Source organism: Nocardiopsis valliformis DSM 45023 (assembly GCF_000340985.1).
Taxonomy (GTDB): Bacteria; Actinomycetota; Actinomycetes; order Streptosporangiales; family Streptosporangiaceae; genus Nocardiopsis; species Nocardiopsis exhalans.
Window position 1 is genome coordinate 19,431 of sequence record NZ_ANAZ01000038.1, and the last position, 25,127, is coordinate 44,557.

Here is a 25,127-nt window from a genome sequence, read left to right on the forward strand (position 1 = left end):
GAACACTCCAAGGTCCCACCCTCCCCATCAGGAGGCGAGGTCCGCTATAGCGTGACATCACGTACCCACCACCGGAGAGGACCCGCATCGTGCCCAGAACCAAGGCCCCGCGCGGCGCCATGGCCGCGCTGACCTCCCTGCTCGACAACACACGTGCCCTGTCCACCTCCAGCACAGCCTTCGGCTCACCGGTGACCTCCGGTTCGACCACCGTGGTCCCAGTGGCGAGGGTCAGCACTCTGAGCACCATGGGCGGCGGCACCGGCAACATCCCCTTCTTCGGCGGCGACGGAGCCGGCGGCCTCGGCTACACCCGCGTACGCCCGTCGGGCTTCCTGGTGGTCAGCCCGGACTGCGCGACCTACCGACCCATCCGCCAACCCGCCGCGGCCCTGGCCATCCCTCTGGCACTCATCACCGCCGTCGCGGTCACCCGCATCGTCACCGTCTCGGTGAAGGAAGCGCGCCGTCGCAAACAGCTCGCCACCGAACAAGCTCAGCGGGGACAGGAGGGGCCGGAGGGATGACAAGGGCAGCGGGGACTTATTGATCGGCCGGAGCAGCGAAGGGGGTTCTACCGGAAGTCATCCCACACGGCAGGGTCCCGCCGCAGAACATCGTTCAGCAGAGCTCGCAGATCACCGCTCTGAATAATTTCTCCGGTATCCCATTCCTGGGTCGATCCCGGAAGCTTTCCGTCGATCAATGAAACGGTATCTCCTACCTCACCTAGGCTGACCACTCCCTCCTCCAGAAACAGTTCGGCCGATGCCAGGGCAAACCTGTTCCCGGCATCCTCCGCATCCTCCACCAGCAGAATATGAGCCGGGAGTTGATCCGGTTCGGCCTGCGGCGGGAAATACCCCAGGGAACTGGTGTCCCGATCGATGTGCGCACCCTCCGCATTTTGCACATAACCGTCGGCCCAGTCGCCGTTCACCAGGATCTCCACCGGATCCGTGTTTGAGCCCGGAACCGTTCGCGGGGTGAGGGGCAGCAGCTCCGGGGCCTCCGTGCCGGACCAACTCCGGGAATCCCACAGCCGACCGGACTCGGCCGACAGCTCTACCAGTTTCACCTGGTCGCCACAGACACTCACCAGAGCCACCCGCATGCCCACAGCCTCGACTGCGGAGTCGGCGCACCCCTCGCCGGGGCCGCCATAAGTCCACAGTGCCCTTCCCTCGTCCAGGGAGTACGCAGTCATGCGTCCGTTATCCGAGAACTCGATCCTGGAATCGGCGGCCAGCACGGACACCAGATCCGCCGGAGACTCCTTGGACCAATGTGCTGCGACAGACTCCCCAGTGCGCGATTCCAGCACCATCCAGCGTGTTTGCCCGGAGAAGAGTCCCGCCCCCTCGTGGGCCAGCACCACTCGTTCGCCGTCCGCGGTGACACCCGCCGCGATGGATCCGCCGAAATCGAAACGGCTCCACATCTCACGGACAGAACCGGTGTCGAAATGGGCGATCGCGTCGTCGAAGACCACCAGCACGCCCCTGTCCGTTGTGACGAGATCGCGCACCGGCCCCCGGGGATCCCCCTCCAGGACATCGACAACCTCTGCCACATTGGTGAATTTCAGCCGACCGGGATCACTGATCCCCGAAGTCTCGAAATCCCCTTGCCGGTAACCGATGACGGCCGCGACGGCGACACTCGAGAGCAGGGCCATGAAAAGCACGGAAGAAACGATGGCAAGGATTTTTTGCATCAAAAGGACCACCACCCCAGGGAAGTATGCACCATATCGCAGACTGGCTCACCTCCTGCGACCTCTGAGGGCTTTTCGACTCAATCACACCGTTCCCTCGCGCACGGCGCCCGCTGGTCACGGTGCGTGGTGTGACGTGGGCCGTTTCGGTTTTGGGGCGGCTGGGATAGCGTTTGCCGGGCTTTGGCCGCACGGTTGTTCGGAGGGCGCCCGTTGTCCGGGGTCATCGTCGGGTTCGGAGTCATCGCCAGCATCGTCGTCATCGGCTACATGCTCGGGCGCATCCCGCTGCTGGGGCCGGGGGCCAAGGAGGTCCTCAGCAAGCTGGCGTTCTACGTGGCCAGTCCCGCGCTGTTGTTCACGATCCTCTCCGGCACCGACCTGTCGGTTCTGGTGTCCGGGCCAGTACTGGTGAGCGTGCTGAGTGTGCTGGTCGTGGCGTTGACCTTCCTCGTAGTAGGGGTCATCCGACGATGGGGTGTGGGCCGCACGACCGTGGGGACCCTGGGCTCCTCGTACGTGAACGCGGGCAACCTGGGCATCCCGATCTCCGTGTACGTGCTCGGTGACGCCTCGCTGGTCGCGCCGATCCTGCTGTTCCAGCTGCTGGTGCTGGCGCCGGTCTCGTTGACCGTGTTGGACCTGAACAACGGCAGCGCGAAGGGCTTCTGGCCGGTGCTGCGCCGCGCGATGGGCACGCCCGTGCGCAACCCGGTGGTGATCGCCTCCCTCGCCGGGGTCCTGGTGTCCGCCTCCGGATGGACACCGCCCGGACCCTTGATGGAGCCGTTCGAGCTGGTCGGCGGGATGGCCGTGCCCGCGATGCTGTTGGCCTTCGGGATCTCCCTGCACGGCGGCACCCTGCCCGGGCGCGGCGGCCCCGACCAGGTTCCGGTGCTGCTGGCGGTGGCCCTGAAGTCGGCGGGCCAGCCCCTGGCCGCCTGGGCGCTGGGGGCGTTGGTGTTCGGGCTGGAGGGCGCCGCCCTGTTCTCGGTGGTGGTGCTGGCCGCGCTGCCGACCGCGCAGAACGTGTTCAACTACGCCACCCAGTACCGGACCGGCGAGGTGCTGACCCGGGAGGTGGTCCTGCTGTCCACCTTCCTCACCGTCCCGGCGCTGTTCGCCATCACCTTCCTGTTGGGCTGACCTCCGAGGGGTCGCCGACAGGAAAAGGCCCCGCCCGCGCTCGGTGCGCGGACCGGGACCGGGTCCAGGGTTCTTCCGTCAGTCGGCGAAGGGCACGTTCTCGATCTCGCCGAAGGGACCGGCTCGCAGGGTCAGCGCGTCCACCTCGGCGGGCGGGGCGGCGAACACCGCGATGAGCTGGTAGGAGTTGCCCGGCTGCATCTCGTGGACCTCCTCCGCGAACCCGGAGTAGGTCTGGCCGCCGAAGTTCAGCAGCGTCACGTAGCGGACCAGGTCGGTGTCGGGTTCCAGCAGCTGGAAGCCGCCCAGCGCGCCCTGGCTGAACTCGGCCGGGCCGCCCGGGGAGACCGCGTCCTCGCCGCCCATGTCGGGCAGTACCGGGTCATCGCCGGTGTTGGTGAGGGTGACCGTACTGATCACGTAGGCGCCGTCGCGGCGCAGCGGGTGCACGTCGAGCCGGATGTCGCCGTCGGTGACAGTGTCCACGATCTCGGCGGTGTCGTCCTCGACGAACGGCGCGGGCGGGAACACGTGCCGGTCGCTGGAGCCGAGCGTGCCCTCCTCACGGCTGCTGCTGGAGCCCCCGTCGCGGTTCTCGGTGCGGTCGACCCGGTAGGAGAACTCCACGCGGCGGTTGCGCGCCTCGGCCTCCTCGGTGTCCGGGCCGCCTTCCTCGGCGACGGGTTCGCCGGCTCCGCGGCCCTCCACGGTGAAGGTGAGGTCGCCGTCGGACTCCTCTTCGAGGATGTCCCGGACGGTCTCGGCGCGTTCCTCGGACAGGATCTGGTTGTAGTCGTCGGAACCCTTGCCGTCGGTGTGGCCGATGACGGTGACCTCGGGGTCAGCCGGGTCGATGTTGCGTTCCAGGGAGGCGGCGGCCTCGCGGACGATCTGCTCGGCCTCGTCGGTGAGCTCGGCGGAGTCGAAGTCGAACATCACGTCGGACTTCAGGCGACCGTCTCGGTGTCGCCGTCGCGGGTGGTGGAGGCGACGTCGGAGTCGACGAAGCTCTCCATCTCGCCGACCCATTCGTCCCAGCCGGGCTCGGGTCGGTGGTTCTCGAACTCGACCGTGTCGCCGAACTCGGGCCCGTTGCGGACGGTCATGGCGGCGCCGTTGGGGTCGACGGGGTCGGGCTGTTCCTCGTCCACGTCCACGACGGGGATGCCGGTCATGGCCCCCAGCCCACTGCCGACGAAGGTGACCTGTAGGACCTCGTCGGGCAGGCGCGGGAAGTAGCCCCGGTACTGGTTGGTGGCGCCCACGGTGACCGGGAAGAGCCCGTCGTCGGGGGGAACGGAACCGTAGTAGTAGCCCTCCTGGTCGGTGAGCTCGGCGTAGGCGCGTCCGCTGACCGGGTCGATCAGGGTGTTGGGCATCGAGAGGTTGCTGACGATGCCCCGGAAGTGGTCGACGTAGGTCTCTTCGTAGTGGATGACGGTGTACTCGTCGGTGCGCTCCAGGCCGTTGATGGCGAAGCGCAGGGTGGAGTCCTGGCCGGTGTCCTGGAAGATCGTCCCCTCACGGGTGTAGGGGAACTCGGCCTCGACCTGGGGGCGGGGGTCCTCTTCGGGGTCGACGTCGATGGTGTCGGGGCCGGGGTGGTCGTCGGCCTGGAGGTCACGGACGATGCCGCAGCTGGACAGGGCCAGCGCCGCCGCGGTGACCACCGCGGTCACGGCCAGCGCGCGTCCTGCCGCGAGGGGCTGTCGTAATGACATGGGGGTACTCCCTAGCTCGCTTACCCAACACTGGATAGGACCCGACCAACATTGTGTTGGTTCCTCCTGGTTCGGTAATTTTTGCGCCCGGTACTACAGCCAGCCACCCCAGAAGAACGGCCCCCAGCCCCAATGCCCCCGGCGGGCGGGATTTCTAGCGTTGAGGTGACCCCGACCGTCCTCCGCTGGAGCCTTCATGTCCTCGCCCCTCGCGCAGTCCGTCCGCACCCGAAGCCGTCCCCACCGGAGCGGCCGCACTCGAAGCCGTCCCGTCTGGCCCGCCGCGCTCGGTCTCCCACTGGTCCTGGCCCTGGCCGCTCCCCTGGTACTCACACCCTCGACACCGGTCCAGGCCCAGGCTCAGGCCATCGGCCCGGCCCCACAGCTCACCCCGGACACGGCGCAGGCTTTCGTTGACGGTCGCGTCCCCGAGCTCCTGGCCGAACACGGCGCCCCTGGGCTGACGGTGTCGATCGTCGCCGACGGCGGCCCCCTGGCCTCCGCCGCGCACGGGGTCGCCGATCTCGCGGACGGAACTCCCATGGACGCGGAGTCCCACGCCTTCCCCACCGCCTCGATCGCCAAGTCCTTCACCGCCGCGGCCGTGCTCCAGCTCGCCGAACAGGGGGAGGTGGAGCTGCACGAGGACGTCAACACCTACCTGCCCGAGGAGCTGCGCGTACCGGACACCCACCCGGGTGAGCCGGTCACCCTCCACCACCTGCTCACCCACACCCCGGGGTTCGACGAGCGCACCGACATGGACGACCCGGAGGACCCCGCCGGTCAACGGGACCTGGCGGAGTTCCTGCGGGACAACACCCCCGAGCGGATCTTCCCGCCGGGCCGGTACGCCGCCTACTCCAACTACGGGACCGGCCTGGCCGGGTTCGTGGTCCAGGAGGTCAGCGGAGTGCCGTTCGAGGAGTACGTCGAGCGGAACGTGTTCGCGCCGCTGGGCATGGACGGCACGGAGTTCGGCCAGCTCCACGAACTCGCCGACGAGCACGACCTCGTCACCGGGCACGGGCCCGACCGCGCACCGGCGGCCCTCGTCCACATCCCGCTGGTCCCCGCCGGGGCGGCGGTGACCACCACGGGGGACATGGCCAGGTTCATGGCGGCGCTGCTCAACGATGGTGAGTTGGACGGCGAGCGCGTGCTCGGCACCGAGTCGGTGGCGATGATGCTCGCCCGGCAGTTCGAGCACCACCCGGACGCCACCGCGATGGGCTACGGGACCTACGAGTGGCGGACCGGACCACCCCGGGGCGTGGGGCACGGCGGTGACCTGGACGGTATCCACACCGGCTACCTGATCCTGCCCGAACTCGACGCGGGGGTGTTCGTGGCCGTCAACGGGGACGACACCGACCCCGAGGCGGGGGCGAGCCTCCTCCATGACCTGCGTTTCGCCGTGCTGCACGCCTTCGCCGACGAGTTCGGCCCGGCCGACGCCCGGACCGGTTCCGAAGCCGCCCCCGAGGCCGACCCCGGAGACGACCTGAGCGCCTACTCCGGGAGCTATGTCACCACCAGGCGCGCCGTGGAGGGGACCGCCCGGATCATCACGCTCTTCGACAACCTCGCGGTGCGCGACGCGGGTGACGGGACGCTGCGGGTCCGAGGCGTCATGATCCCCCGGGAGCGCTGGGTCCCGGTGGGCGACGGGGTGTTCGTCGGCCAGGACAGCGGGGAACGGCTGGCCTTCACCGTCGAGGACGGCCGGGCAGCGGCCGTGTACCTGGACGCCAACCCCACCAGCGGCTATGACCGGGCCTCGGCGCTCGCCAGCCCCGGGCTCCATCTGATCACCGTCGTCGTCGCCCTGCTGGTACTTCTCACCGGCACCGCGCACCTGCGCCGCCCCCGTGGCGCGGCGCGGGTCACCGCCGCCGTGTCCGCCTCCCTCACCGCGCTGGCCTGCCTGGTCGCGGTCGGGCTGGTCGTCTACGCGGTCACGGACGTGAACCGGCTCCGGGACTGGGTCTTCGGCGACTCGGTCGTCCTCACCCTGCCCCTGGCACTGGCTGTTCCGCTCGCCCTGACCACGGCCGGGTTCGCGGTCACCGCCTGGGTCCGGGGCTGGTGGGGTGAGGGCCAGTGGGGCCGGGTCCGACGCGTGCACTACTCGCTGCTGCCCCTGGCCGCCCTCGCCGTGATCGCGGTCGGCGTCCAGTACGGCCTGGTCTGGCTGCCGGGCTGAGAACAGGCGCCCGGGGCCGCGCGCACGGGCAGAGTGCTCAACAAAATCCTCGGTCAAGGGTTGGTAACGCTCCTGGAACGGGAACACCTACTGTTAGGGCCCGCCCCCACCCCCTTGGGGGACGGGCCCGTCCCCGTGTAGGCGCCCCGAGCAGCCAGGGCGGCCCGCGCGGCCAGAGCACCCGGGCTCACGGAACACACCGAAGGGCCGGCGCGGCCCCGGGATCACTCCCCGGCCGCACCGGCCCCTCACTCTTCTTCGGCCCCGGGACTAACCCCAGGCCAGAGCGGTCAGCTCCGGGTCCTCCAGCGCGGTACCGATGTCACGCAGCACCTTGGAGCCCAGCTCTCCGTCGACCAGCCGGTGGTCGAAGGAGAGCGACAGGGTGGTCACCTTGCGGATCTTCAGCTCACCCTTGTGGACCCACGGCATGTCGCGGATTTGCCCGAAGGCGAGGATGGCGGCCTCGCCCGGGTTGATGATCGGCGTACCGGCGTCCACTCCGAACACACCGACGTTGGTGATGGTGATGGTGCCGCCGGACATGTCGGCCGGGCTGGTCTTGCCCGCCCGCGCCTTCTCGGTCAGCGCCTTCAGGGACGCCGCCAGCTCCGGGAGGGTCTGGGCGTCGGCGTCCTTGATGTTGGGCACCACCAGGCCGCGCTCGGTGGCGGCCGCGATCCCCAGGTTCACGTAGTTCTTGACCACGATCTCCTGGTTCTGCTCGTCCCAGGAGGCGTTGACCTCCGGGTGGCGGCGGACCGCCATGAGCAGGGCCTTGGCCACCAGCAGGAGCGGCGACACCTTGACGTCGGCGAAGTCGCGGCGCTCGCGCAGCCGGGCCACCGCCTTCATCGTCTTGGTGACGTCCACCTGGAGGAACTCGGTGACGTGCGGCGCGGTGAACGCGCTGTTCACCATGGCCGCGGCGGTGTGCTTGCGCACGCCCTTGATCGGGACGCGCCGCTCGCGGGCCGTGCGGTCCGGCGCGGGCGCGGCCTCGGCGGCCGTCGCGGACGGGGCTGTCCCCTGCGGGGACGCGGCGGCCTCCACGGCCGCGTGGACGTCCTCGCGGGTCACGACCCCGCCCTTGCCGGTCGGGGCGACCGTCGCCAGGTCCACACCGAGGTCCTTGGCGAGCTTGCGCACCGGCGGCTTGGCCAGCGGCCGCCCGGAGGCGGGCGCGGGCCCGGCGGGCACCGCCACGACCGCGGGTACGGGCTCGGCGGGCTTGGGCGCGGGCGGGGAGACAGGGCCCGAGGGGCCCGGGCGGCGGCGGGCGCGGCGCTGGGTGGCGGACGCCTTCTCGCCGTAGCCCACGAGGGGCTTCTCTCGCTCCTCGGTCTCCTCGGCCGGAGCGGCGGCAGCGGTGTCAGCGGCCGGAGCAGCACTTGCGGAACCGGCCCCGGAACCCCCGGTGCCGTCGTCCACGGTGATGATGACCGAGCCGACCTCGACCGTGTCGCCCTCGGCCGCGAACAGCTCCTTGACCGTCCCGGAGAACGGGACGGGGAGCTCGACGACGGCCTTGGCGGTCTCGATCTCGCAGATCATCTGACCGTCGGTGACGGTGTCGCCCGGTTTGACGTACCAGGTGAGGAGCTCGGCCTCGACCAGGCCCTCACCGACGTCGGGCAGTTTGAACGAGTGCACGCCGTCAACGGCGGGCGCGCTCTTGTGAATCGCCATGTCTTGAGGTTTCCCCGATCTAGTACGCGAATGCCCGGTCGACGCCGTCCAGGACCCGGTCCAGGTCCGGCAGGTAGTGCTCCTCCAGCCTGGACTGCGGGTACGGGGTGTCGAACGCGGCCACGCGGATGACCGGCGATTCCAGGTGGTAGAAGCACTCCTCGGTGACCCGGGCGGCGATTTCCGCGCCGGGGCCGCCGGTGAGGGTGGCCTCGTGCGCCACGACCAGACGGCCGGTGCGCTTCACCGACTCCGTGATGGTCGGGTAGTCGACCGGCGCGAGCGAGCGCACGTCGACGACCTCGATGGAGTGTTCGGTGTCGGCCTCGGCCGCCTGGAGGGCGGTCTTGACCATCGGCCCGTAGGCCAGCAGCGTGCAGTCGGTGCCGGGGCGCGCGATCCGGGCCGCGCCCATCGGGGTGACCTCGTCGATGGAGGCCTCGGTGTCGACCTCGGTCTTCTCGTAGTAGCGCCGCTTGGGCTCCAGGAAGATGACCGGGTCGTCAGAGCGGATGGCCTGCTGGATCATCCAGTAGGCGTCCTCCGGGTTGGCGACGGTGACCACGCGCAGACCTGCGGTGTGCTGGAAGTAGGCCTCCGGCGACTCGCTGTGGTGCTCCACCGCGCCGATGCCGCCGCCGTAGGGGATGCGCATGACGACGGGCATGGCGAGCTTGCCCGCCGAGCGGCGGCGCATCTTGGCGAGCTGGGTGAAGGTCTGGTTCGCGGCGGGGAAGAAGAACCCGTCGAACTGGATCTCCACCACGGGGCGGTAGCCGCGCATGGCCATACCGATGGCGGTGCCGACGATGCCGGACTCGGCCAGCGGGGTGTCGATGACCCGGTCGGCGCCGAAGTCCTTGTAGAGGCCGTCGGTGACCCGGAAGACGCCGCCGAGCTTGCCGACGTCCTCGCCCATCATCAGGACCTTGGGGTCGTGCTCCATCGCGGCGCGCAGTCCGGCGTTGATGGCCTTGCCGATAGTGAGGTTGGTTCCCATGGCCTAGCGGCCCCCTTCCGCGCCCGCACCCTCGAAGGAGGACAGGTAGTCGGCGAACTCGGCCCGCTGCTGGTCGATGTGGACGTTGGGTTCGGCGTAGACCTCGTGGAAGATGTCCAGCGGCTCGGGGTCGGGCATGTTGCGGCACTGGCTGCGCACCGTCTCGCCGACCTTGTCGGCCTCCTCCTCGATCGAGGCGAAGAAGGCCTCGTCGGCGAGGCCGTTGGCCTCCAGGTAGCGGCGTACGCGCAGGATCGGGTCCTTGGCCTTCCACTCGTCGAGCTCGCCCTTGTCCCGGTAACGGGAGGGGTCGTCGTTGGTGGTGTGGGCGCCCATCCGGTAGGTGAACGCCTCGATCAGCGTGGGTCCGTTACCGGTGCGCGCGTTGTCCAGGGCGGCGCGGGTGACCGCGAGGCAGGCGAGGACGTCGTTGCCGTCCACGCGCATGCCCGGGAAGCCGAAGCCGGCCGCGCGCTTGTAGATCGGCACGCGGGACTGGCGCTCCAGCGGCTCGGAGATGGCCCACTGGTTGTTCTGGCAGAAGAAGACCACGGGGGCGTTGTTCACCGAGGCGAAGTTGAACGCCTCGTTGGTGTCGCCCTGGCTCGTGGCCCCGTCCCCGAAGTAGGAGATGACGGCGGTGCCGTCCTCACCGACGGCGCCGTCGCGCTGGACGCCCATGGCGTAGCCGGTGGCGTGCAGCGCCTGGCTGCCGATGACGATCGTGTACAGGTGGAAGCCGTGCTCGTGCGGGTCCCAGCCCCCGTTGCTCGCGCCGCGGAACATGCTGAGCAGTTCCTTGGGCTGGATGCCGCGGCACCAGGCGACGCCGTGCTCGCGGTAGGAGGGGAAGGCCATGTCGCGGTCGTGGAGTGCGCGTCCGGAGCCGATCTGCGCGGCTTCCTGACCCAGCAGCGAGACCCACAGGCCCAGTTCGCCCTGGCGCTGGAGGGTGATCGCCTCGCTGTCGACCCGGCGGACCAGCACCAGGTCTCGGTAGAGCGCGCGGATCTCCTCCGCGGTGATGTCCAGGGGGTAGTCGGGGTGCTCGGTGAGCTCCCCTTCCGGTGTCAGGAGCTGGATGAGCTCCGGCTCCTCGTGCGCGGCGGTGTCCGACACGTCGCTCCTCGGGTTCTCGGGGCCGACTTCGCGTGGGTGAACGCTGATCGACCGTTTAACGGTCCATGCGCTCCCAGGGTGTGGGGAGGGTCATGGACAGCCCTCCCCACATCGTGACAGAACTCACTGTGGGGAGCGCAAGACCCCAGCGGCACCTTTTACGTTGTGCGACCCATGCTCCCGGACGCGTGACCAGCTGAGATACCAGGGCTTCCTAGCATTTACAAGGACTTCCAACTACTTTGTGACAACTTGTCCACAACAGGTAGATAGCGCCCTGTCCGGAACCCCGGATGTGCACGGCCCGGCCCGTGTGAGTCGGCGCCCCGCCTTGCGAATCCGTGTTCCGGAGCGCTCAACGCAGGTGTCGACGAACTTCAGCGGCGAACTGGGGTACGCCGGTTCGCTCCAGCAAGGCGAGCACCCCGGGGACGGTAGTCGGTTCGCGACGGTAGGAGGCAGCCTGCTTCTCCAGAACACCGAGCGTCAGTCCCGGATAGAGGTCGAGTTGATCAAGAAGAAAATCATCCGGGTGCACGGCCAGGACGTCGTAGGGCTTGAGCGCTACGTCTGGGAAGTCCTTCGTGTTGAAGGTAACAATGACCTCGGCGTTTGCCCGGACAGCACCAGCGAGGACGTGCCTGTCCTTGGGATCGTTCTTCATGCCGTCGATCAGCGTCTCGTAGCCGTGCACCGTAGCGTCGGGAAAAGCGCGGTTCATCTGGGTGATCCTGCGTTCGACCTTGTCCGCTGCGACACCTCGCTTGACGACGTTGCGGCCGAGCTCGTCAAGCACGTCGGCAGACCACAAGGGCCGGTACGCTCCGGCGGCCGCGAGCCGTAGGAGGGTGTCGCACAGGTAGGCGGGATAGAGCACACAGGTGTCGAGAAAGGCGGGAAAAGCCACTGCCTGCCACTCTCACCTGGTTTTTTCAGGGGTGGAGGTCACGTCGTACAGGCCCGTTTCCTCGGCATCGACCGCCATCTGGTCCAGGACCTGCTCCCGCTCCTGCCGGGTGCGCTCCTGGTAGTCCAGGACGTCGCGGAGCAGTACTCGGCGATGCCGTCCTCGCATACTGAAGGGGATTTCGCCCTCGCTCAGGAGCCTGACCAGGGTGGGACGGGAAATACTGAGCAGATCAGCCGCCTCCTGCGTGGTCAGCATGGTGTTGTGCGGAGCGATGGAGATCGCCAACCCCTGGGAAAGCGCTGCCACGACGTCGCGCAGGACTCCGTAGAGCTCCTCAGGGACATCGATTTTCGAGCCGTCCGGGCCGATGAGCCGCGCGCGTGGTCGGCGGTCGTCAGTCAGGTCACGAGCGAGTCTGGCCAGCTCGGATCGGTCATCCGGTGGAAGGACTGTTCGTTCCCGCAGTGTCGTTGCCATAACGCCATCCTACCCTAATCGAAAAAAACGAAATCCTCTGCTGCGGTTGCTTCGCTTATCAGGACGTCTTCCAGCCGGACCGCCCGATGACGGCTGTCGGGCAGGTGCTCCGACGGAATCGCTCCCTCATCCAGCAAGCGCACGACGAAGAGCCTGGACAGGTCCAGCCCCTCCGCGGCTTCCGCGGGGCTCAGCGTGGTCTCGGCGGCCAGTACGCGAACCGCGTGTCCGGTCGAGAGCTCACCGGCCAATGCCAGCAGTGCCTTGGCCAACGCTTCGGGCAGCGGGAGTTCCCTCCCGTCAGCGAGCTTAAGAACTAGGTGTGACTCTCCGGCCGTTTCTTGAAGCAGTTTCTGAGCGGCGAAGCGGTCTTCGGCGCCAGGCTCGATCCTGGGGGCGTTCCTCAGGACACTCGCTCGCACCATCACGGCCCTCTCCATCGGCTTATCCGAAATAACTGCAACCAAAGCTTCAGAGGTGGGCAGGCGTACAGGATGGCCGCACCGGGCCCCGTGTTCCGGTGCGGCCGTTCGTGCGGGTTGTGGTGGTCAGCCCAGCAAGGCGACCAGGTGCTGGCCCATCGCCCCGACCGTGACGGCCAGGGCGTAGCCGGTCAGGAGAAGGCCGGTCCGGCGGCGGGGCTTGCGATGGCTGGCCGGACGGCGAGGGCGATCCGACCTACGCGGGAGCGGCGGAGGTGGCACCTGCTCCCTGCGGGGGCGCGGGATCGACACCGGGCGTTCGGGTTCAGGGGGCTCGGCGGGCTCGCGTGCCGGTTGCTGTGTAGGAGCGGGTTTCGGGGCGGAGGTGCGTTCGGGAACGTCGTCCTGACGCCAGCAGGATTCGGCGGACTCAGCCCTTCGCATCCAATCGGGCGGGTCCCCCTGGGCGAAGCGGCGGCGCAGCCCGGGGGTGTCGGGCATCCGCGCGAGGATCTCGCGCTCCCTCGGGGTCCGACCCAGAGAGACCAGGGACGGGAGCGACTCAGGTGCCCGACCGCCAGAGGAATGCACTTCCGGGCGGATTCCGGGACGGAGCGCGGGGCGGCTGAAGCGTCGACCCCGGGGAGCGTCCAGGACTCGGCGCAGGTCGAGGGGTACGGTCTCGGTGCTCATCGGGCGCCTCCACAGACACACGGGGCAGAGGACGCTGCGGTGGCGGTGGGGTAGGTGAACTCGGCCCACAGCACCGTGCCCAGCACGCTCAGCGAGTCCGAGTCGGCCCAGCGCTGGGTGCCCCACTCGTCCGCGAGCTGGTGGATGAGCTGGAGGCCGCGCCCGGACTCGGCCTGCGCCCAGTTCTCCACCGATCGCCGTGCGGGCGGGAACATCGGACGGGCGTCCAGGGGCCCGTCATCGATGACGGACAGCCGCAAGGTGGTCTCGCGGCCCATCACGATGGGCGTGGAGAGCATCCGGATCACCGTGCCGCCTGAGCGCTGGGACCGGGAATGGGTCACCGCGTTGGCAAACGCCTCGCTCGCGCAGAGTTCGACGTCCTCGCGGATGCGGCGGGGAACCCCGGCGAGGGATTCGAGGTCAGAGCGGAGTTCCGCCCGGAAGCGGGGGCAGGTGGAGGGCGTTCCGGGGTACTGGCGCGCTTCCCAGCGCCGCCCCGGGTGGGCGGGAGTGGGCATCTGAGGGAGAATGGACACGTCGGCAACTCCTGTTCGAGGGTTCGTTGTCGGCCTGGCCCCGGGGGTGGTGCAACACCCGCCGGGGTTTCTCATGCACGGAGGCAAAGTTTGCATACTTGCTTTCAAACATCAGAGCACAGCCGACCGCCACCCGCAAGGAGTTTGTATACAAACATGCGTGACACTAGGGTGAGCGCCATGAGCGACGAGACGACCGACGCGCGCCCCTTGCAGGTACGCATCGCCGATGACCTGCGCAATCAGATCCGCCGGGGTGACCTCGCCCCCGGGGACAAGCTCCCTACGCTCCACGCGCTCGCCGGGCGCTACGACGTCAGCGTGATGGTGGCCCGCCGCTCGATCGACCTCCTGCGCCAAGAAGGGCTTCTGACCAGCAGGAAGGGAAGCGGCACCTACGTCCGCGAGCCCAAGAGGGTGCGCCGTTACGGCGTCCAGCGCTACAGCCGATCCGTGTGGGGCGGCCCGGAACCGCAGAGTGTGCTTCGGGCAGAGGGTGGCGAGCAGGGCCAGAAGGTCGAGCAGGAATCCGAGACAGAGCAGGTCCCCGCGCCGTCCTTCGTGGTGGAGCGGCTTCCGGACGTCGCGGAGGGCGATCTCGTCTTCGTGCGCAGACGCGTCACCAAGCTCGACGGAACCATCAACCAGTCCGCGGACAGCTACTTCAGCCTCGCCACCGCCGAGCGGAACCCCGAGATCGTGCACGGAGAGGGACCCGGAGGGCACATCGCGGACATCAATCGGGTGAGCCCCATGCGGGAGATCCAGGAGGAGATCGGAGCCCGCATGCCCACCGGGCCGGAGGCGAGTCGGCTGCGCATTCCGCCGGGCACACCGGTGTTCGAGGTGATCCGGACCTACCACACCGAAGACGGACCGCTCGATGTGGCGCAGTTCCTGATCCGCGCCGACATGGCCGTCTTCGACTACCGCTTCCCGGTCCCGGACTGATCCCCAGCGGATGACATCTGTCATCGGTGGGGCCGGGTGAAACACAGCGCGAACCGGTGATTCCGGGGACTCCCGGGCCCGCCTTCACCGAAGTTAGGTTCGAGGCATGAACCACGAAGAGCAGCGACCACCGGCCACGCCCCCGACGAACGTGCAGACCCCGCCGATGGCTCCACCGCCGGTCCCGCCCGCTCCTCAGGAGCGCCGTCGCGGCCCGCGTCCGGTGCCTCCCGGCCGGGAGTACCACGAGGTCCTCACCACGGACAAGCGCCGGATCTGGCGGGGCATCGCCGCGCTCGTCCTGCTCATGGGCGGGATGCTCGTCTTCGCGTTCGGGTTCACGATCATCGGCTTCGCGATCGACGCGGCGCTCGGCCGGGGCAACATGTTCGAGGGCGAGTTCGAGATCACCCCCGTGAACCAGGCGGCGGGCCTGCTCGGGCTCGCCATGCTGCTGCCGTGGAGCATGCTCATCCAGCGGTGGCTCTACGGGGTGAAGGGCGCTTCCCTGCACTCGGTCCGCTCGCTCTTCCGCCCGGAGGTGTTCGGCCGGTCGCTCCTGGTCATCCTGCCGATCTGGGTGGTCTACATGACCGTCTTCACCTTCCTGGCGCCCTACGAGCAGACGGACTGGCTGTACGCCGACCTCGTGCTCATGTTCGCCGTGGTGATGCTGCTGGCTCCGCTGCAGTCGGCCGGTGAGGAGTACGGCTTCCGCGGGCTGGCCTTCCGGGTGGCCGCGAGCTGGGGCCGAGGGCCGCGTTCCGCGCTCATCCTGGGCGTCGTGGTGTCGAGCCTGCTGTTCATGGTGGCGCACGCGGCGTTCGACCCGTGGCTGAACCTCTACTACTTCGTCTTCGGCGCCACCCTGGCGCTCATCTCGTGGCGCACCGGCGGCCTGGAGCTGGCGGTGGTCATCCACGCGGTGAACAACACGGTCGCCTTCCTGCTCGTGGCCGTCACGCACACCGACCTCGCCGAGGGGATGGACCGTTCGGCCGGTGTGGGTTCGCCGGTCATGCTGCTTCCCTGCGTGATCCTCGTCGTGATCACGGCCGTGGTGTGGTTCCGCACCCGGCACACGGGACCGCCCCGCACCCCGGCACCGGAAACCCTGGCACCGCAAACCCCGGCGCCGGAGTCGGCGCAGGCCCCCGGTTCGACCCCGGACGCACAAACACAAACGGGCTGAGACAGGCCTGGTTTCGGGTACGGCAAAGGCACCGACATCGACCCTGAGTCACCGTCGGTGCGTTTTCCGTGAGAATTCAATGAGCCGCCCGGACAGGCGGTGTGGTGCGCTTTCCCACCTGAGCGCCTCCCAAGGTTTCGGGAGGCCTGTGGCGCACTTCTCGCCGTCTCTTCGGGCGTTCTTCGGTCAGTTCGCTCCGGGCGGTGTGAAACCGCTCGCCGAAGACTTCCGGGAACCCGCTGCGGGGCCCGCGTTCGTCCGATTACCGCCGGTCGTGTCCGGTTATTCGGACGCGTCCCGGGCCTTGGGCGTAGGCACGCGCATTCCGCGCTCGCGGCCGTAGTCGGCGAGCATCTCGCGCAGCTGACGGCGCGCCCGGTGCAGTCGGGACATCACCGTGCCCAGAGGCGTACCCATGCGGGCGGCGACCTCCTTGTAGGCGTAGCCCTCGATGTCCACGAGGTAGATGACCTCCTGAAACTCCTCCGGCAAGCGGGCCAGGGCCTGCTTGATGTCGGAGTCGGGCAGGTGGTCCAGGACCTCGGTCTCGGCCGAGCGCATACCGGACGACGTGTGCGTCTCGGCGGCGGCGAGCTGCCAGTCCTTGATCTCGTCAGTGGTCTCCTGACGCGGTTCCCGCTGCTTCTTTCGGTAACTGTTGATAAAAGTGTTGGTCAAGATCCGGTACAGCCAGGCCCGCAGATTGGTACCGGCCCGGAACTGGTGGAAATTGGCGAAGGCCTTGGCGAACGTCTCCTGAACGAGGTCTTCTGCGTCGGCCGGATTGCGGGTCATCCGCAGGGCCGTCGGGTAGAGCTGGTCTGCGAACGGCGTCACCGCGGTGGCGAAGTCCAGTGTCTGGTCCTCGTCACGGGTCACACCGGCCGTGGAGGTCTGATCCTTTTCGAGAGTCGTCAAGATTCCCCCTAGGGACGACCGAACGATCACTTCCACACTGTTAGACGCAGCAACACGCTCCTAATGATGACATCAATTGCAGTGATACGGGTCACGAACGTACCGAAACCATCGCCAGTCCCGTCAAGGATGCGGTAAAAGCCCTGCGTGGCAGGTGGCCGGGACACGTCCGCGTCCTCGGGTGTCATACGCTGGCGACGCCCGCCAGGCGCGTCCCGACGAGGCGCCCTTCGAACGGCGGAGCAGTGGCATACCCATTTTTTCCTGTGGAGGACCTGTGGCCCGCGTCGTGGTTGACGTCATGCTCAAGCCCGAGATCCTGGACCCCCAGGGCCAGGCCATCGCCGGTGCCTGCTCCCGCCTCGGTTTCGAGGGGATCGACCAGGTCCGCCAGGGCAAGCGCTTCGAGGTCGAGGTCGAGGGCGAGGTGGACGAGGCCAAGCTCGCCGACCTCCGCCGCCTGGCCGAGACCCTGCTCGCGAACACCGTGATCGAGGACTTCGAGGTCCGTCCGGCCTGATCGGTTCGGCCCGCCAGGCTTGGCCTGCCCAGCCTGACCGATTCGGCCTCTACGGCTCGCCCTGCCCTGCACAGCCGTACTCGAAACACAGCCCCGCCCGAAACCCGGCAGCCCCTGCCGTCACGGGCGGGAACCGTGTTCGGTCCGGTTAACGGACGGCGCCAACCGAACCTCCGGCGCCCGGAGTGCCGGAAGTGTCCGGCTTCCACAGCCGCGTCCCTTGAGGGCGCGGCTGTTCGTTTTACCGGCGGCGGCCTCGGGAAGGGTTCCTAACGTGCCGAGCTGGTAACCGATACGGAGCACGAGAGGTACACGGATGGACACCGTTTTCTCGATCTCCCTCCCCAGACAGGCGTACACGGTCGCCGTCGTACGCGACATCCTCGGCGCGCTTCTCCGCCGCTCCGGCCTGTGCCGGGAGTGCGTCGACGACATCCTTCTGGCCGCGTCCGAAGCCTGCGCCAACGCCGTCGAACACGGGGGGCCCTCCCCCGACTACGAGGTCGAGGTGGAGCTCGCCCCCGACTGGTGCGAGCTTCAGATCTCCCATACCGGGCGAGCTCCCGACACAGCGGCGCTCGTCCAGAGGTTCACCTCGGAACACACGCCCCTCCCGGGCCTGGAAGCAGAATCGGGCAGGGGCATTTTGCTGATGCGCTACCTCATGGACGAGGTCGACTTCAGCGGTGAACCCCGAACCGCCGTCATCCTGCGCAAACGCCTCACCGCCTGCGATCCCGCCAGTGGGGACGCCCTGTCCCGAAGTGACCCGGCGGCGCGGTTCGCGCTGCTGTAGACCCGACCCACCGCACCCCGTGGACCGTCCCTGCGGGGCGTGGCGTGGGCACGCACCGGCTCTGGGACGACTCTGCGACGGCTCCGCACCGGCCCCGTTCACCGTCCGGGGCACACCCCTCCGCGGCCCGTGCGGCCCCCGTGACGCACACCACGCGACCTGTCGAGTCACACACCCGCACCCCCTCCCGGCGGGGTTTCCCTGGGAGGATCACACAGTCCGGCACCCCTGGGAGGGGGTGACCGTCGTACCCGAGCACAGGTGAGCGGGTACGCTGCGGGTAACGGAGCGCCGTCCCCGTGACGGGGTCAGGCACCGCCTTCTCCCCGTAGGACAACAATCCCGGAGTGTGCTCATGACAGCCCGTGTGGGCGTCGTCACCTTCCCAGGCTCCCTCGACGACAAGGACGCCGCGCGCGCGGTCTCCCTCGCCGGTGCCGAACCCGTCGCGCTCTGGCACGCGGACGCCGACCTCAAGGGGGTCGACGCCGTGGTGCTGCCCGGCGGCTTCTCCTACGGGGACTACCTCCGTTGCGGTGCCATCGCCCGGTTCGCCCCGCTGATGTCCGAGCTGGTCCCGGCGGCGCGTTCGGGCGCCCTGCCGGTCCTGGGCATCTGCAACGGCTTCCAGATCCTGTGCGAGAGCCACCTGCTCCCCGGTGCCCTCACCCGCAACTCCTCACTGCGGTTCGTCAACCGCGACCAGGTGCTGCGGATGGAGAACACCCGGACCGCGTGGACCGCCGACTACACCGAGGGCCAGGAGATCCTGGTCGTCCTCAAGAGCGGCGAGGGCAGCTACGTCGCCGACGAGGAGACCCTGGACCAGCTGGAGTCCGAGGGCCGGGTCATCGCCCGCTACGTCGGGGGCAACCCCAACGGATCGCGTCGCGACATCGCCGGTATCACCAACGAGCACGGCAACGTGGTCGGGCTGATGCCGCACCCCGAGCACGCCGTCGAAGCGCTGACCGGCCCCTCCACCGAGGGCCTGGGCTTCTTCACCTCGATCCTCAGCCACCTCTCGGCCGGGGCCCCGGCCCCCGCCTGACCGACACCGGCCGCGAACCCGGCGGCCCGACGCACCCCGGTTCGGCCGACACCGGACCGACGCACCCGACAGGGGGACGATCCTCGCGATGATGGCGCTGCTGCGCTCCCGGCGCATGTTGTACGTACTGGTGGGTCTGGTCGTGGTCGGCCTCGTGGTTTCCGGGGCCGTCGGCCTCTTCCAGTCGTTCAACGCACCCACCACCGCCGCTCCCGGCGGTGGCCAGGGGCAGCAGGGCCAACCGGGCCAGCCCGGGCAGGGGCAGCAGGGCGCCCAGCCCGACCCCCCGCCCGAGGTCGGCTCACTGGGTCGGCCCCCGTCCGGGTTCACGTACGTGGACCAGGACGAGGCGCACTGCGACCCCCAGGGCCTGTGCTTCCGGCTGATCGTCATCGCGGGTGAGGACGGCCAGGAGCTCGACGACGACGCCGAGGAGAGTGTCCAGACGGTGTACGAACACCTGCTGGACAACGGCTGGCGCCAGGAACTGCCGCCGGGCACCGAGTCCGAGGACGAGATCGCCCTCGTGGACTCCGTCCTCACCGACGGCACGACCCTGGTGGCCGACTCCACCGCCCCGTCCGCCGGCGCCCTGCCGGTGCTGATGCTCGGCAACGCGGGCATGCCCGCCTACTGATCCGGTGCCGGGCGGCGGACACAGCCAAGGCTCGGCCTGACCCACCTCCGCGCAACTCCGCGACACCCGAACGGAACCACCGCATGTCTGAAGCACCCGGTCTCGACACCGTCGCCAACGCGACCGACAGTCCGGACACACCCCAGCCGTACGCCGAACTGGGCATGCCCAAGGACGAGTACGACCGGGTCCGTGAGATCCTGGGCCGCCGTCCCACCGCCGCCGAGCTGGCCATCTACTCGGTGATGTGGAGCGAGCACTGCTCCTACAAGTCCTCCAAGGTGCACCTGCGCCAGTTCGGTGAGAAGGCTCCGGAGAACGACGCCCTGCTCGTGGGCATGGGCGAGAACGCGGGCGTCGTGGACGTGGGCGACGGGAACGCGGTCACGTTCAAGATCGAGTCGCACAACAGCCCGTCCTTCGTCGAGCCCCACCAGGGTGCGGCCACCGGTGTGGGCGGCATCGTCCGCGACATCCTCACCATGGGCGCCCGCCCCGTGGCCGTGATGGACGCGCTGCGCTTCGGCCCCGCCGACGCCGACGACACCAAGCGGATGCTGCCCGGCGTGACCTCCGGCATCTCCTTCTACGGCAACTGCCTCGGCCTGCCCAACATCGGCGGCGAGATCGGCTTCGACCAGAGCTACCTCGGCAACCCGCTGGTCAACGCCCTGTGCATCGGTGTGCTCAAGCACGAGGACATCAAGCTCGCCCAGGCCCCCGGCCCGGGCAACAAGGTGGTCCTGTTCGGTTCCACCACCGGCCCCGACGGCATCGGCGGCGCCTCCGTCCTGGCCAGCGCCTCCTTCGACGAGGAGTTGGAGTCCAAGCGGCCCAGCGTCCAGGTCGGCGACCCGTTCATGGAGAAGCTGCTCATCGAGTGCAGCCTGGAGCTGTACGCCAAGGACATGGTCGTCGGTATCCAGGACCTCGGTGCGGCGGGCGTCTCCTGCGCCACCACCGAACTCGCCGCGGGCGGCACCGGCGGCATGAACATCCAGCTGGACCGGGTCCCGCTGCGCGACCACCGGCTCACCCCCGAGGAAATCCTCATGAGTGAGTCGCAGGAGCGCATGATGGCGATCGTCGAGCCCGCCAAGATGGCCGACTTCCTCGCGGTCTGCGACAAGTGGGGAATCCTCGCCGCCGAGATCGGCGAGGTCACCGAGGTGACCCCCGAAGAGGCCGAACGCGGCGGCCGCCTGGTGATGACCTGGCACGGCGAGACCGTGGTGGACATGCCGCCGCGGACCGCCTCCGACGAGGGCCCGGTCTACGAACGCCCCTACGCCCGCCCGGAGTCCCAGGACGCCCTCCAGGCCGACGACGCCGCGAAGCTGGCCCGCCCCGACAACGACGTCGAACTGCGCGAACAGCTCCTGAAGGTGCTGGGCGCGCCCGGCATCGGCGACCCGACCTGGGTCACCCAGCAGTACGACAGCTACGTGCGCGGCGACACGGTCGTGTCCGCCCCACACGACTCCGGGATGATCCGGATCTCCGAGGACTCCGACCGCGGCGTGGCCCTGTCCACCGACGGCAACGGCCGCTTCACCCTCCTGGACCCGTACACGGGCACCCAGCTGGCCTTCGCCGAGGCCTTCCGCAACGTCTCGGCCACCGGCGCGCGTCCGCTGGCGGTCACCAACTGCCTCAACTTCGGCTCACCGGAGGACCCCGGGGTCATGTGGCAGTTCGCGGAGACCACCCGCGGCCTGGCCGACGCCTGCCAGCAGCTCGGCACCCCGGTGACCGGCGGCAACGTCAGCTTCTACAACCAGACCGGCGACGTGCCGATCAACCCGACCCCGGTCATCGGTGTGCTCGGCGTGATCGACGACGTCAACACCCGTCTGCGCTCCGGCTTCAACACCGACGGCGCGCGCGTGTTCCTGCTGGGCGAGACCCGCCCCGAGTTCGGCGGCTCCGCCTGGGCCGACGTCATCCACGGTCACCTGGGCGGGCTGCCGCCGCAGGTGGACCTGACCGCCGAGGCCGCCCTCGGCGAGGTCCTGGCCGGTTCCGCCGAGCAGGGTCTGGCCGCGGCCGCGCACGACCTGTCGGACGGCGGCCTGGGCGTGGCCCTGGCCGAGTCCGCGCTGCGCGGCGGCAAGGGCCTGCGCGTGGAGGTGGACGGCGACGCCTTCACGGCGCTGTTCAGCGAGTCCGGCGCCCGCGCGATCGTCGCGGTCGAGCCGGGCCAGGAGGAGGCGTTCGTCGCGCTGGCCGCCCAGCACGGCGTCCCCGTCACCCAGATCGGCACCGTGGGCGGCGAGAGCCTGTCCGTGACCCACCCCAGCGGCGTGGTGGAGATCGGTCTGGACGAGCTGCGCACCTCCTACGAGGCGGCCCTGCCCGCGCTGATGGAAGGCGTGTAGGCCTGACAGCTGTTCGAAGAGGGGACGCTCCCGGCGGGGGCGTCCCCTCTCGCGTGCCCGGTGGTTCAGGGTACCGGGGCCGCCAAACGATGGTGCGAGGCAAGCGGATGCGCTTTCCTCGCCCCCCGATCCGTAGGTTGGCGAGAGCTGGGGTAGGACTGGGAGTCAGGGAGGTGTGAGCACATGGAACGTGCCAGACGCGGCAGGTTGAAGGGCGCGCTCGGGAGTCACGACCGTCCGGCGAGCGCACTGGCTTTCCGGGTGATCCTGGCCCTGTTCGGGGCGCTGGTACTCCTGTTGGGTACCGCTGCGGCCATGCTCTGGACCGACGAGACCTGGCTGATCATCGTCCTGGGGGTCGGTTTCGTGGCCGCCTGCGTGAACGTGTACTGGGTGAGCCGCCGTCTCCACTACGAGCGGCCCCGGCACTGAACAGTGCACTCTCGGTCGGGCGGCGGCCGCCTGGAGCTCTCCGATGGAAGAAACCGAAGAGAATCCTGGAAACGTGCCCCTTGCCGCCGCGAACACGGCTAAGGTAACGCTCAGTGATCATCCGTAGTACTGGGTGGTCGATCAGCCCCGGGTCGGTAGTCCTGCCCCCGGCCCGGGGTTTACTCCTCCCCTGTGTGCCCTTGTCCGGCCGGGGTGAGGGTGACGGCGATCGGGCGGTGGTCCGAGTGCGGGACGTCCGGGTTGGCCGGTTCGCTCGGCTCCAGGTCCTCGCTGATGAGGACGTGGTCGATCTGCTGGTCCGAGCGGGTGCCTGAGACCATCGTGGGGAACGGGCGCACCTCGGCGAAGGCGTCAAGGAGGCCCCGCTCCGCCAGGGGAAGCTCGTCCGGTTCGAAGTTGAGGTCACCGGCGACCACCACCGGGGCCGACGTGCGCTCGCGGGCCTGGGCGGCCAGGAGCAGGAGTTCGTCCAGTTGTCCCCTCGCGCTCGGGTTCCCCAGGTCGTAGCCCTCGGGCTGGAGGTGGGTCGAGATCACGGTGACCTCGGCCTCCGCCCACTCCATGGTGACCACCAGCGCCTGGGCTCCGGTCGGACCGCTGTCGGGCAGCGGATGACCGCGGACCGCGGTGACCGGCAGGTTGGTGAGCAGGGCGTCTCCCCAGAACGGGCCGTCGGCGGGTCCCCAGTAGGCGTTCATGCCCAGGTGTTCGGCGAGCAGTGACAATCCGTCGTGGCCGCCGTTGAGCAGCCAACCCCGGTCGACCTCGCTCAGGGCGATGACGTCGGCGTCGAGTTCGCGCAGGACCTCGGCCTGTTCGGAGACCGAGAGGCGGCCGTCCATCCCGAACCCCATGCGCACGTTGTAGGCGGCCACCCGGAGCCCGTCGGAGCCGGGTGCGGAGTCGGGTCCAGGGGCGGGCCCCCGGTGCGCAGCAGCGGGGCGGTGACCGTGGCGACCAGGGTGACGGCGGCTGCCACGGCGATGACCTGGTGTGTCCACCGCTGGTTCGGGCCCGCGGCCGCACCCCGGGTTCGGGGAAGGACCGCGGTGGTGAGCAGGGCCAGCGCGGCGAACGGCACGTACTCGTTGGGCATGTGCAGGTCGTAGGCGGCGTAGAAGGCGAACACCAGCACCACGAACAGCAGCAGCCCCGCTGAGGCGAGCAGTCCGGTCCGGATCGGGGAGACCGGGGCGTCCGGGGCGTCCGACTCAGGGGTGCCCACGGTCGCCCACCCGGCGCAGGAGGCCAGGGCGAGCTGGCCCAGCAGCAGCGCCGCGAGTGTCCACGCGGGCAGGGTCCCGGGGACGTCGTGCGGCAGTTGGGGCGCCAGCCACAGCGTGGTGAAGGCGGCGAGCAGCACGGCCAGCGGCAGCAGGGGGTTCGGGGTGAAGCGCCGGGGAGACACGGCCAGGGCGACGGACAGCACCGCCACCACGCTGAGCGCGGCCGCCGCGTAAGAGGTTCCGCCGACGGTCTCGGCGACGGCGGGATTGGCGGTGTAGAGCCCGGCCAGGAAGAGCAGCGGCCCCAACGCCAGCCAGGCCCGGGCCCGGGTCGGGGCCGCGTCCCCGGGGGCCGTCCGCCAGGTCCGGGCCGCCAGTAACAGGAACGCCACCGGAACCACGAGCGCCGCACTCCAGGCCAGGACACCCTCGCGCCAGACCAGGTCCACCGTGCCGAGCGCCGCGTGGATCGCGGCCGAGGCCGCCGTCCCGGCGACCACCCCGACCATCACCCCGTGCGCGGTCAGGCGCCCGTCCGCTGCCGTGGCCACGGCAGTGCACACCAGCCACACGGCACCCACGCCCACCAGCGCGGAGGACAGGTACATCTGGGGGTCACCGCCCTGGGTGAACTGGAGCCCCACCCGCCCGACCGCGAGCAGCGCACCAGCGCCCAGGGCGAGCGCCAGGGGCGCCACCCGACGGGACAGCCCGACGAACACGAAGGGCACCAGGAACCAGGCGAGGGCGTAGGCCCCCATGAGTTCGGGGCTGGTCGAGCCCGCCTGCCCGAACAGGGTGATCAGCGAGGGCAGGAACACCCGGAGCACGTCCAGTAGGAGGACCGTTCCGAGCATCGTGACCAGACGTCCCTGATGCATGGCGCTCCGCTCTGTGGGGGTCAGAGATATGAAGGATTCTCACCTTTTTCAGCCCCAGGAACAAGGGTGGTGCGTACTTTCAGCCTCACGCAGGGCTACCGCGTCCAGCACCGGACCTCACGGATCGCACAACCTCACTCGCCGCCTGCTCCATCGAGTCGGTCGAGGTGAGCGAGCGCCTCCTGGTTCTTTTGAGTCCTCACCGGCGAGACCGGGCGCCCGACGCCCGCTTCCGTGATCATCCGTTCGGCCTCGGCCTCAGCCTCGGCCGTGGGTTCTCCGTGTCCGGCGAAGTGCTCCTCCAAGGCTGCTCTGGCTTCGCTCAGGTCTGCCGCCTGTCGGATGGCTCTGGCCAACCACTCATTGAGCGGGATGCCGTGGCGATCCGCCGCGCGTCGGGCGCGGGCGACGGTATCGGGTTCAAGGAAAGCCGACACCTCAGTGGGCATGGACCCAAGTCAACTACGAGGCTTCCGATCCACCGA

At 69.2% G+C, this 25,127-nt stretch carries 24 protein-coding genes and 1 pseudogene; 11 read left to right on the forward strand and 14 right to left on the reverse strand.

Going from position 1 to position 25,127, the window contains the following annotated elements; all coding sequences use genetic code 11:
- The first annotated feature begins 89 nt into the window (after positions 1-89).
- Positions 90-527, forward strand: a complete 438-nt coding sequence (locus tag D457_RS0126525) for a GerW family sporulation protein (RefSeq protein WP_017583707.1) — start codon at positions 90-92, stop codon at positions 525-527.
- 47 nt (positions 528-574) lie between these two features.
- On the opposite strand, the gene D457_RS0126530 is transcribed toward D457_RS0126525, so the two are convergent.
- Positions 575-1,732: an outer membrane protein assembly factor BamB family protein gene (locus D457_RS0126530; RefSeq protein ID WP_017583708.1), complete on the reverse strand. Its 1,158-nt coding sequence runs from the start codon at positions 1,730-1,732 to the stop codon at positions 575-577.
- Positions 1,733-1,930: 198 nt separating this feature from the next.
- Between D457_RS0126530 and D457_RS0126535 the strand changes: the two genes are divergently transcribed.
- Positions 1,931-2,863, forward strand: coding sequence for an AEC family transporter (locus D457_RS0126535; RefSeq protein ID WP_017583709.1), 933 nt, complete (start codon positions 1,931-1,933; stop codon positions 2,861-2,863).
- A 78-nt stretch (positions 2,864-2,941) separates the two neighbouring features.
- Here D457_RS0126535 and D457_RS33495 read toward each other — a convergent pair.
- Positions 2,942-4,584, reverse strand: a pseudogene (locus tag D457_RS33495) (OmpA family protein).
- Positions 4,585-4,780: 196 nt separating this feature from the next.
- On the opposite strand from D457_RS33495, the gene D457_RS0126545 reads away from it, so the two are divergent.
- Positions 4,781-6,790: a serine hydrolase domain-containing protein gene (locus tag D457_RS0126545; RefSeq protein WP_017583712.1), complete on the forward strand. Its 2,010-nt coding sequence runs from the start codon at positions 4,781-4,783 to the stop codon at positions 6,788-6,790.
- A 270-nt stretch (positions 6,791-7,060) separates the two neighbouring features.
- On the opposite strand, the gene D457_RS0126550 is transcribed toward D457_RS0126545, so the two are convergent.
- From D457_RS0126550 to D457_RS0126580, 8 genes are all read right to left on the reverse strand, one after another.
- Positions 7,061-8,479 carry a dihydrolipoamide acetyltransferase family protein gene (locus D457_RS0126550; protein WP_017583713.1) on the reverse strand — a complete coding sequence of 473 codons (1,419 nt, stop codon included), beginning with the start codon at positions 8,477-8,479 and terminating at the stop codon, positions 7,061-7,063.
- A gap of 19 nt (positions 8,480-8,498) precedes the next feature.
- A complete protein-coding gene (locus tag D457_RS0126555; protein WP_017583714.1) occupies positions 8,499-9,479 on the reverse strand; it encodes an alpha-ketoacid dehydrogenase subunit beta in 981 nt (326 codons plus the stop codon).
- Between the two features lie 3 nt (positions 9,480-9,482).
- Complete coding sequence (pdhA, locus tag D457_RS0126560; RefSeq protein ID WP_017583715.1) at positions 9,483-10,598, reverse strand: pyruvate dehydrogenase (acetyl-transferring) E1 component subunit alpha; 1,116 nt, start codon at positions 10,596-10,598, stop codon at positions 9,483-9,485.
- 355 nt (positions 10,599-10,953) lie between these two features.
- Positions 10,954-11,505, reverse strand: a complete 552-nt coding sequence (locus D457_RS0126565) for a PIN domain-containing protein (protein WP_017583716.1) — start codon at positions 11,503-11,505, stop codon at positions 10,954-10,956.
- Positions 11,506-11,517: 12 nt separating this feature from the next.
- Positions 11,518-11,985 carry a helix-turn-helix domain-containing protein gene (locus D457_RS0126570; protein WP_026117060.1) on the reverse strand — a complete coding sequence of 156 codons (468 nt, stop codon included), beginning with the start codon at positions 11,983-11,985 and terminating at the stop codon, positions 11,518-11,520.
- Positions 11,986-11,999: 14 nt separating this feature from the next.
- Positions 12,000-12,413 carry a DNA-binding protein gene (locus D457_RS33500; protein ID WP_152514381.1) on the reverse strand — a complete coding sequence of 138 codons (414 nt, stop codon included), beginning with the start codon at positions 12,411-12,413 and terminating at the stop codon, positions 12,000-12,002.
- Positions 12,414-12,533: 120 nt separating this feature from the next.
- A complete protein-coding gene (locus tag D457_RS35110) occupies positions 12,534-13,100 on the reverse strand; it encodes a hypothetical protein (protein ID WP_083926872.1) in 567 nt (188 codons plus the stop codon).
- Complete coding sequence (locus D457_RS0126580; protein ID WP_026117061.1) at positions 13,097-13,639, reverse strand: ATP-binding protein; 543 nt, start codon at positions 13,637-13,639, stop codon at positions 13,097-13,099. Before D457_RS0126580 ends, D457_RS35110 begins: the two co-directional genes overlap by 4 nt.
- Before the next feature lie 180 nt (positions 13,640-13,819).
- Between D457_RS0126580 and D457_RS0126585 the strand changes: the two genes are divergently transcribed.
- Positions 13,820-14,590: a GntR family transcriptional regulator gene (locus D457_RS0126585; RefSeq protein WP_017583720.1), complete on the forward strand. Its 771-nt coding sequence runs from the start codon at positions 13,820-13,822 to the stop codon at positions 14,588-14,590.
- A gap of 106 nt (positions 14,591-14,696) precedes the next feature.
- Positions 14,697-15,782, forward strand: coding sequence for a CPBP family intramembrane glutamic endopeptidase (locus tag D457_RS33505; RefSeq protein WP_239646240.1), 1,086 nt, complete (start codon positions 14,697-14,699; stop codon positions 15,780-15,782).
- Positions 15,783-16,064: 282 nt separating this feature from the next.
- Here D457_RS33505 and D457_RS0126595 read toward each other — a convergent pair whose 3' ends face one another.
- Complete coding sequence (locus D457_RS0126595) at positions 16,065-16,700, reverse strand: sigma-70 family RNA polymerase sigma factor (RefSeq protein WP_026117063.1); 636 nt, start codon at positions 16,698-16,700, stop codon at positions 16,065-16,067.
- A 277-nt stretch (positions 16,701-16,977) separates the two neighbouring features.
- On the opposite strand from D457_RS0126595, the gene purS reads away from it, so the two are divergent.
- The 6 genes from purS (at position 16,978) to D457_RS0126625 (ending at position 22,514) form a co-directional block, all read left to right on the forward strand.
- A complete protein-coding gene (gene purS / locus D457_RS0126600; RefSeq protein WP_017583723.1) occupies positions 16,978-17,220 on the forward strand; it encodes a phosphoribosylformylglycinamidine synthase subunit PurS in 243 nt (80 codons plus the stop codon).
- Between the two features lie 316 nt (positions 17,221-17,536).
- Positions 17,537-18,016 carry an ATP-binding protein gene (locus D457_RS0126605; protein WP_017583724.1) on the forward strand — a complete coding sequence of 160 codons (480 nt, stop codon included), beginning with the start codon at positions 17,537-17,539 and terminating at the stop codon, positions 18,014-18,016.
- Positions 18,017-18,371: 355 nt separating this feature from the next.
- Entirely contained in the window at positions 18,372-19,067 is a 696-nt protein-coding gene (gene purQ, locus D457_RS0126610; RefSeq protein WP_017583725.1) for a phosphoribosylformylglycinamidine synthase subunit PurQ, read from the forward strand.
- Positions 19,068-19,155: 88 nt separating this feature from the next.
- Positions 19,156-19,704 carry a hypothetical protein gene (locus D457_RS0126615; protein WP_017583726.1) on the forward strand — a complete coding sequence of 183 codons (549 nt, stop codon included), beginning with the start codon at positions 19,156-19,158 and terminating at the stop codon, positions 19,702-19,704.
- Positions 19,705-19,787: 83 nt separating this feature from the next.
- Positions 19,788-22,082 (forward strand): phosphoribosylformylglycinamidine synthase subunit PurL, encoded by a 2,295-nt coding sequence (gene purL, locus D457_RS0126620; protein ID WP_017583727.1) that lies wholly within the window; start codon positions 19,788-19,790, stop codon positions 22,080-22,082.
- A 183-nt stretch (positions 22,083-22,265) separates the two neighbouring features.
- Positions 22,266-22,514 carry a hypothetical protein gene (locus D457_RS0126625; RefSeq protein WP_017583728.1) on the forward strand — a complete coding sequence of 83 codons (249 nt, stop codon included), beginning with the start codon at positions 22,266-22,268 and terminating at the stop codon, positions 22,512-22,514.
- A gap of 179 nt (positions 22,515-22,693) precedes the next feature.
- Here D457_RS0126625 and D457_RS37315 read toward each other — a convergent pair whose 3' ends face one another.
- The 3 genes from D457_RS37315 to D457_RS0126635 form a co-directional block, all read right to left on the reverse strand.
- Positions 22,694-23,389 carry an endonuclease/exonuclease/phosphatase family protein gene (locus D457_RS37315; protein WP_239646241.1) on the reverse strand — a complete coding sequence of 232 codons (696 nt, stop codon included), beginning with the start codon at positions 23,387-23,389 and terminating at the stop codon, positions 22,694-22,696.
- Positions 23,305-24,642: a hypothetical protein gene (locus D457_RS33510; protein WP_239646242.1), complete on the reverse strand. Its 1,338-nt coding sequence runs from the start codon at positions 24,640-24,642 to the stop codon at positions 23,305-23,307. Before D457_RS33510 ends, D457_RS37315 begins: the two co-directional genes overlap by 85 nt.
- Positions 24,643-24,776: 134 nt before the next feature.
- Positions 24,777-25,091, reverse strand: coding sequence for a hypothetical protein (locus D457_RS0126635; protein WP_017583729.1), 315 nt, complete (start codon positions 25,089-25,091; stop codon positions 24,777-24,779).
- Between the last annotated feature and the right edge of the window lie 36 nt (positions 25,092-25,127).

Bases quoted from the DNA above. Each gene is read 5' to 3' on its own strand.
- D457_RS0126545 (WP_017583712.1), top strand. From the start codon at position 4,781: ATGTCCTCGCCCCTCGCGCAGTCCGTCCGCACCCGAAGCCGTCCCCAC.
- D457_RS0126550 (WP_017583713.1), bottom strand. From the start codon at position 8,479: ATGGCGATTCACAAGAGCGCGCCCGCCGTTGACGGCGTGCACTCGTTC.
- D457_RS0126555 (WP_017583714.1), bottom strand. From the start codon at position 9,479: ATGGGAACCAACCTCACTATCGGCAAGGCCATCAACGCCGGACTGCGC.
- D457_RS0126570 (WP_026117060.1), bottom strand. From the start codon at position 11,985: ATGGCAACGACACTGCGGGAACGAACAGTCCTTCCACCGGATGACCGA.
- D457_RS35110 (WP_083926872.1), bottom strand. From the start codon at position 13,100: ATGAGCACCGAGACCGTACCCCTCGACCTGCGCCGAGTCCTGGACGCT.
- D457_RS0126585 (WP_017583720.1), top strand. From the start codon at position 13,820: ATGAGCGACGAGACGACCGACGCGCGCCCCTTGCAGGTACGCATCGCC.
- D457_RS33505 (WP_239646240.1), top strand. From the start codon at position 14,697: ATGAACCACGAAGAGCAGCGACCACCGGCCACGCCCCCGACGAACGTG.
- D457_RS0126605 (WP_017583724.1), top strand. From the start codon at position 17,537: ATGGACACCGTTTTCTCGATCTCCCTCCCCAGACAGGCGTACACGGTC.
- purQ (WP_017583725.1), top strand. From the start codon at position 18,372: ATGACAGCCCGTGTGGGCGTCGTCACCTTCCCAGGCTCCCTCGACGAC.
- D457_RS0126615 (WP_017583726.1), top strand. From the start codon at position 19,156: ATGATGGCGCTGCTGCGCTCCCGGCGCATGTTGTACGTACTGGTGGGT.
- purL (WP_017583727.1), top strand. From the start codon at position 19,788: ATGTCTGAAGCACCCGGTCTCGACACCGTCGCCAACGCGACCGACAGT.
- D457_RS0126625 (WP_017583728.1), top strand. From the start codon at position 22,266: ATGGAACGTGCCAGACGCGGCAGGTTGAAGGGCGCGCTCGGGAGTCAC.
- D457_RS37315 (WP_239646241.1), bottom strand. From the start codon at position 23,389: ATGGGGTTCGGGATGGACGGCCGCCTCTCGGTCTCCGAACAGGCCGAG.
- D457_RS33510 (WP_239646242.1), bottom strand. From the start codon at position 24,642: ATGCATCAGGGACGTCTGGTCACGATGCTCGGAACGGTCCTCCTACTG.
- D457_RS0126635 (WP_017583729.1), bottom strand. From the start codon at position 25,091: ATGCCCACTGAGGTGTCGGCTTTCCTTGAACCCGATACCGTCGCCCGC.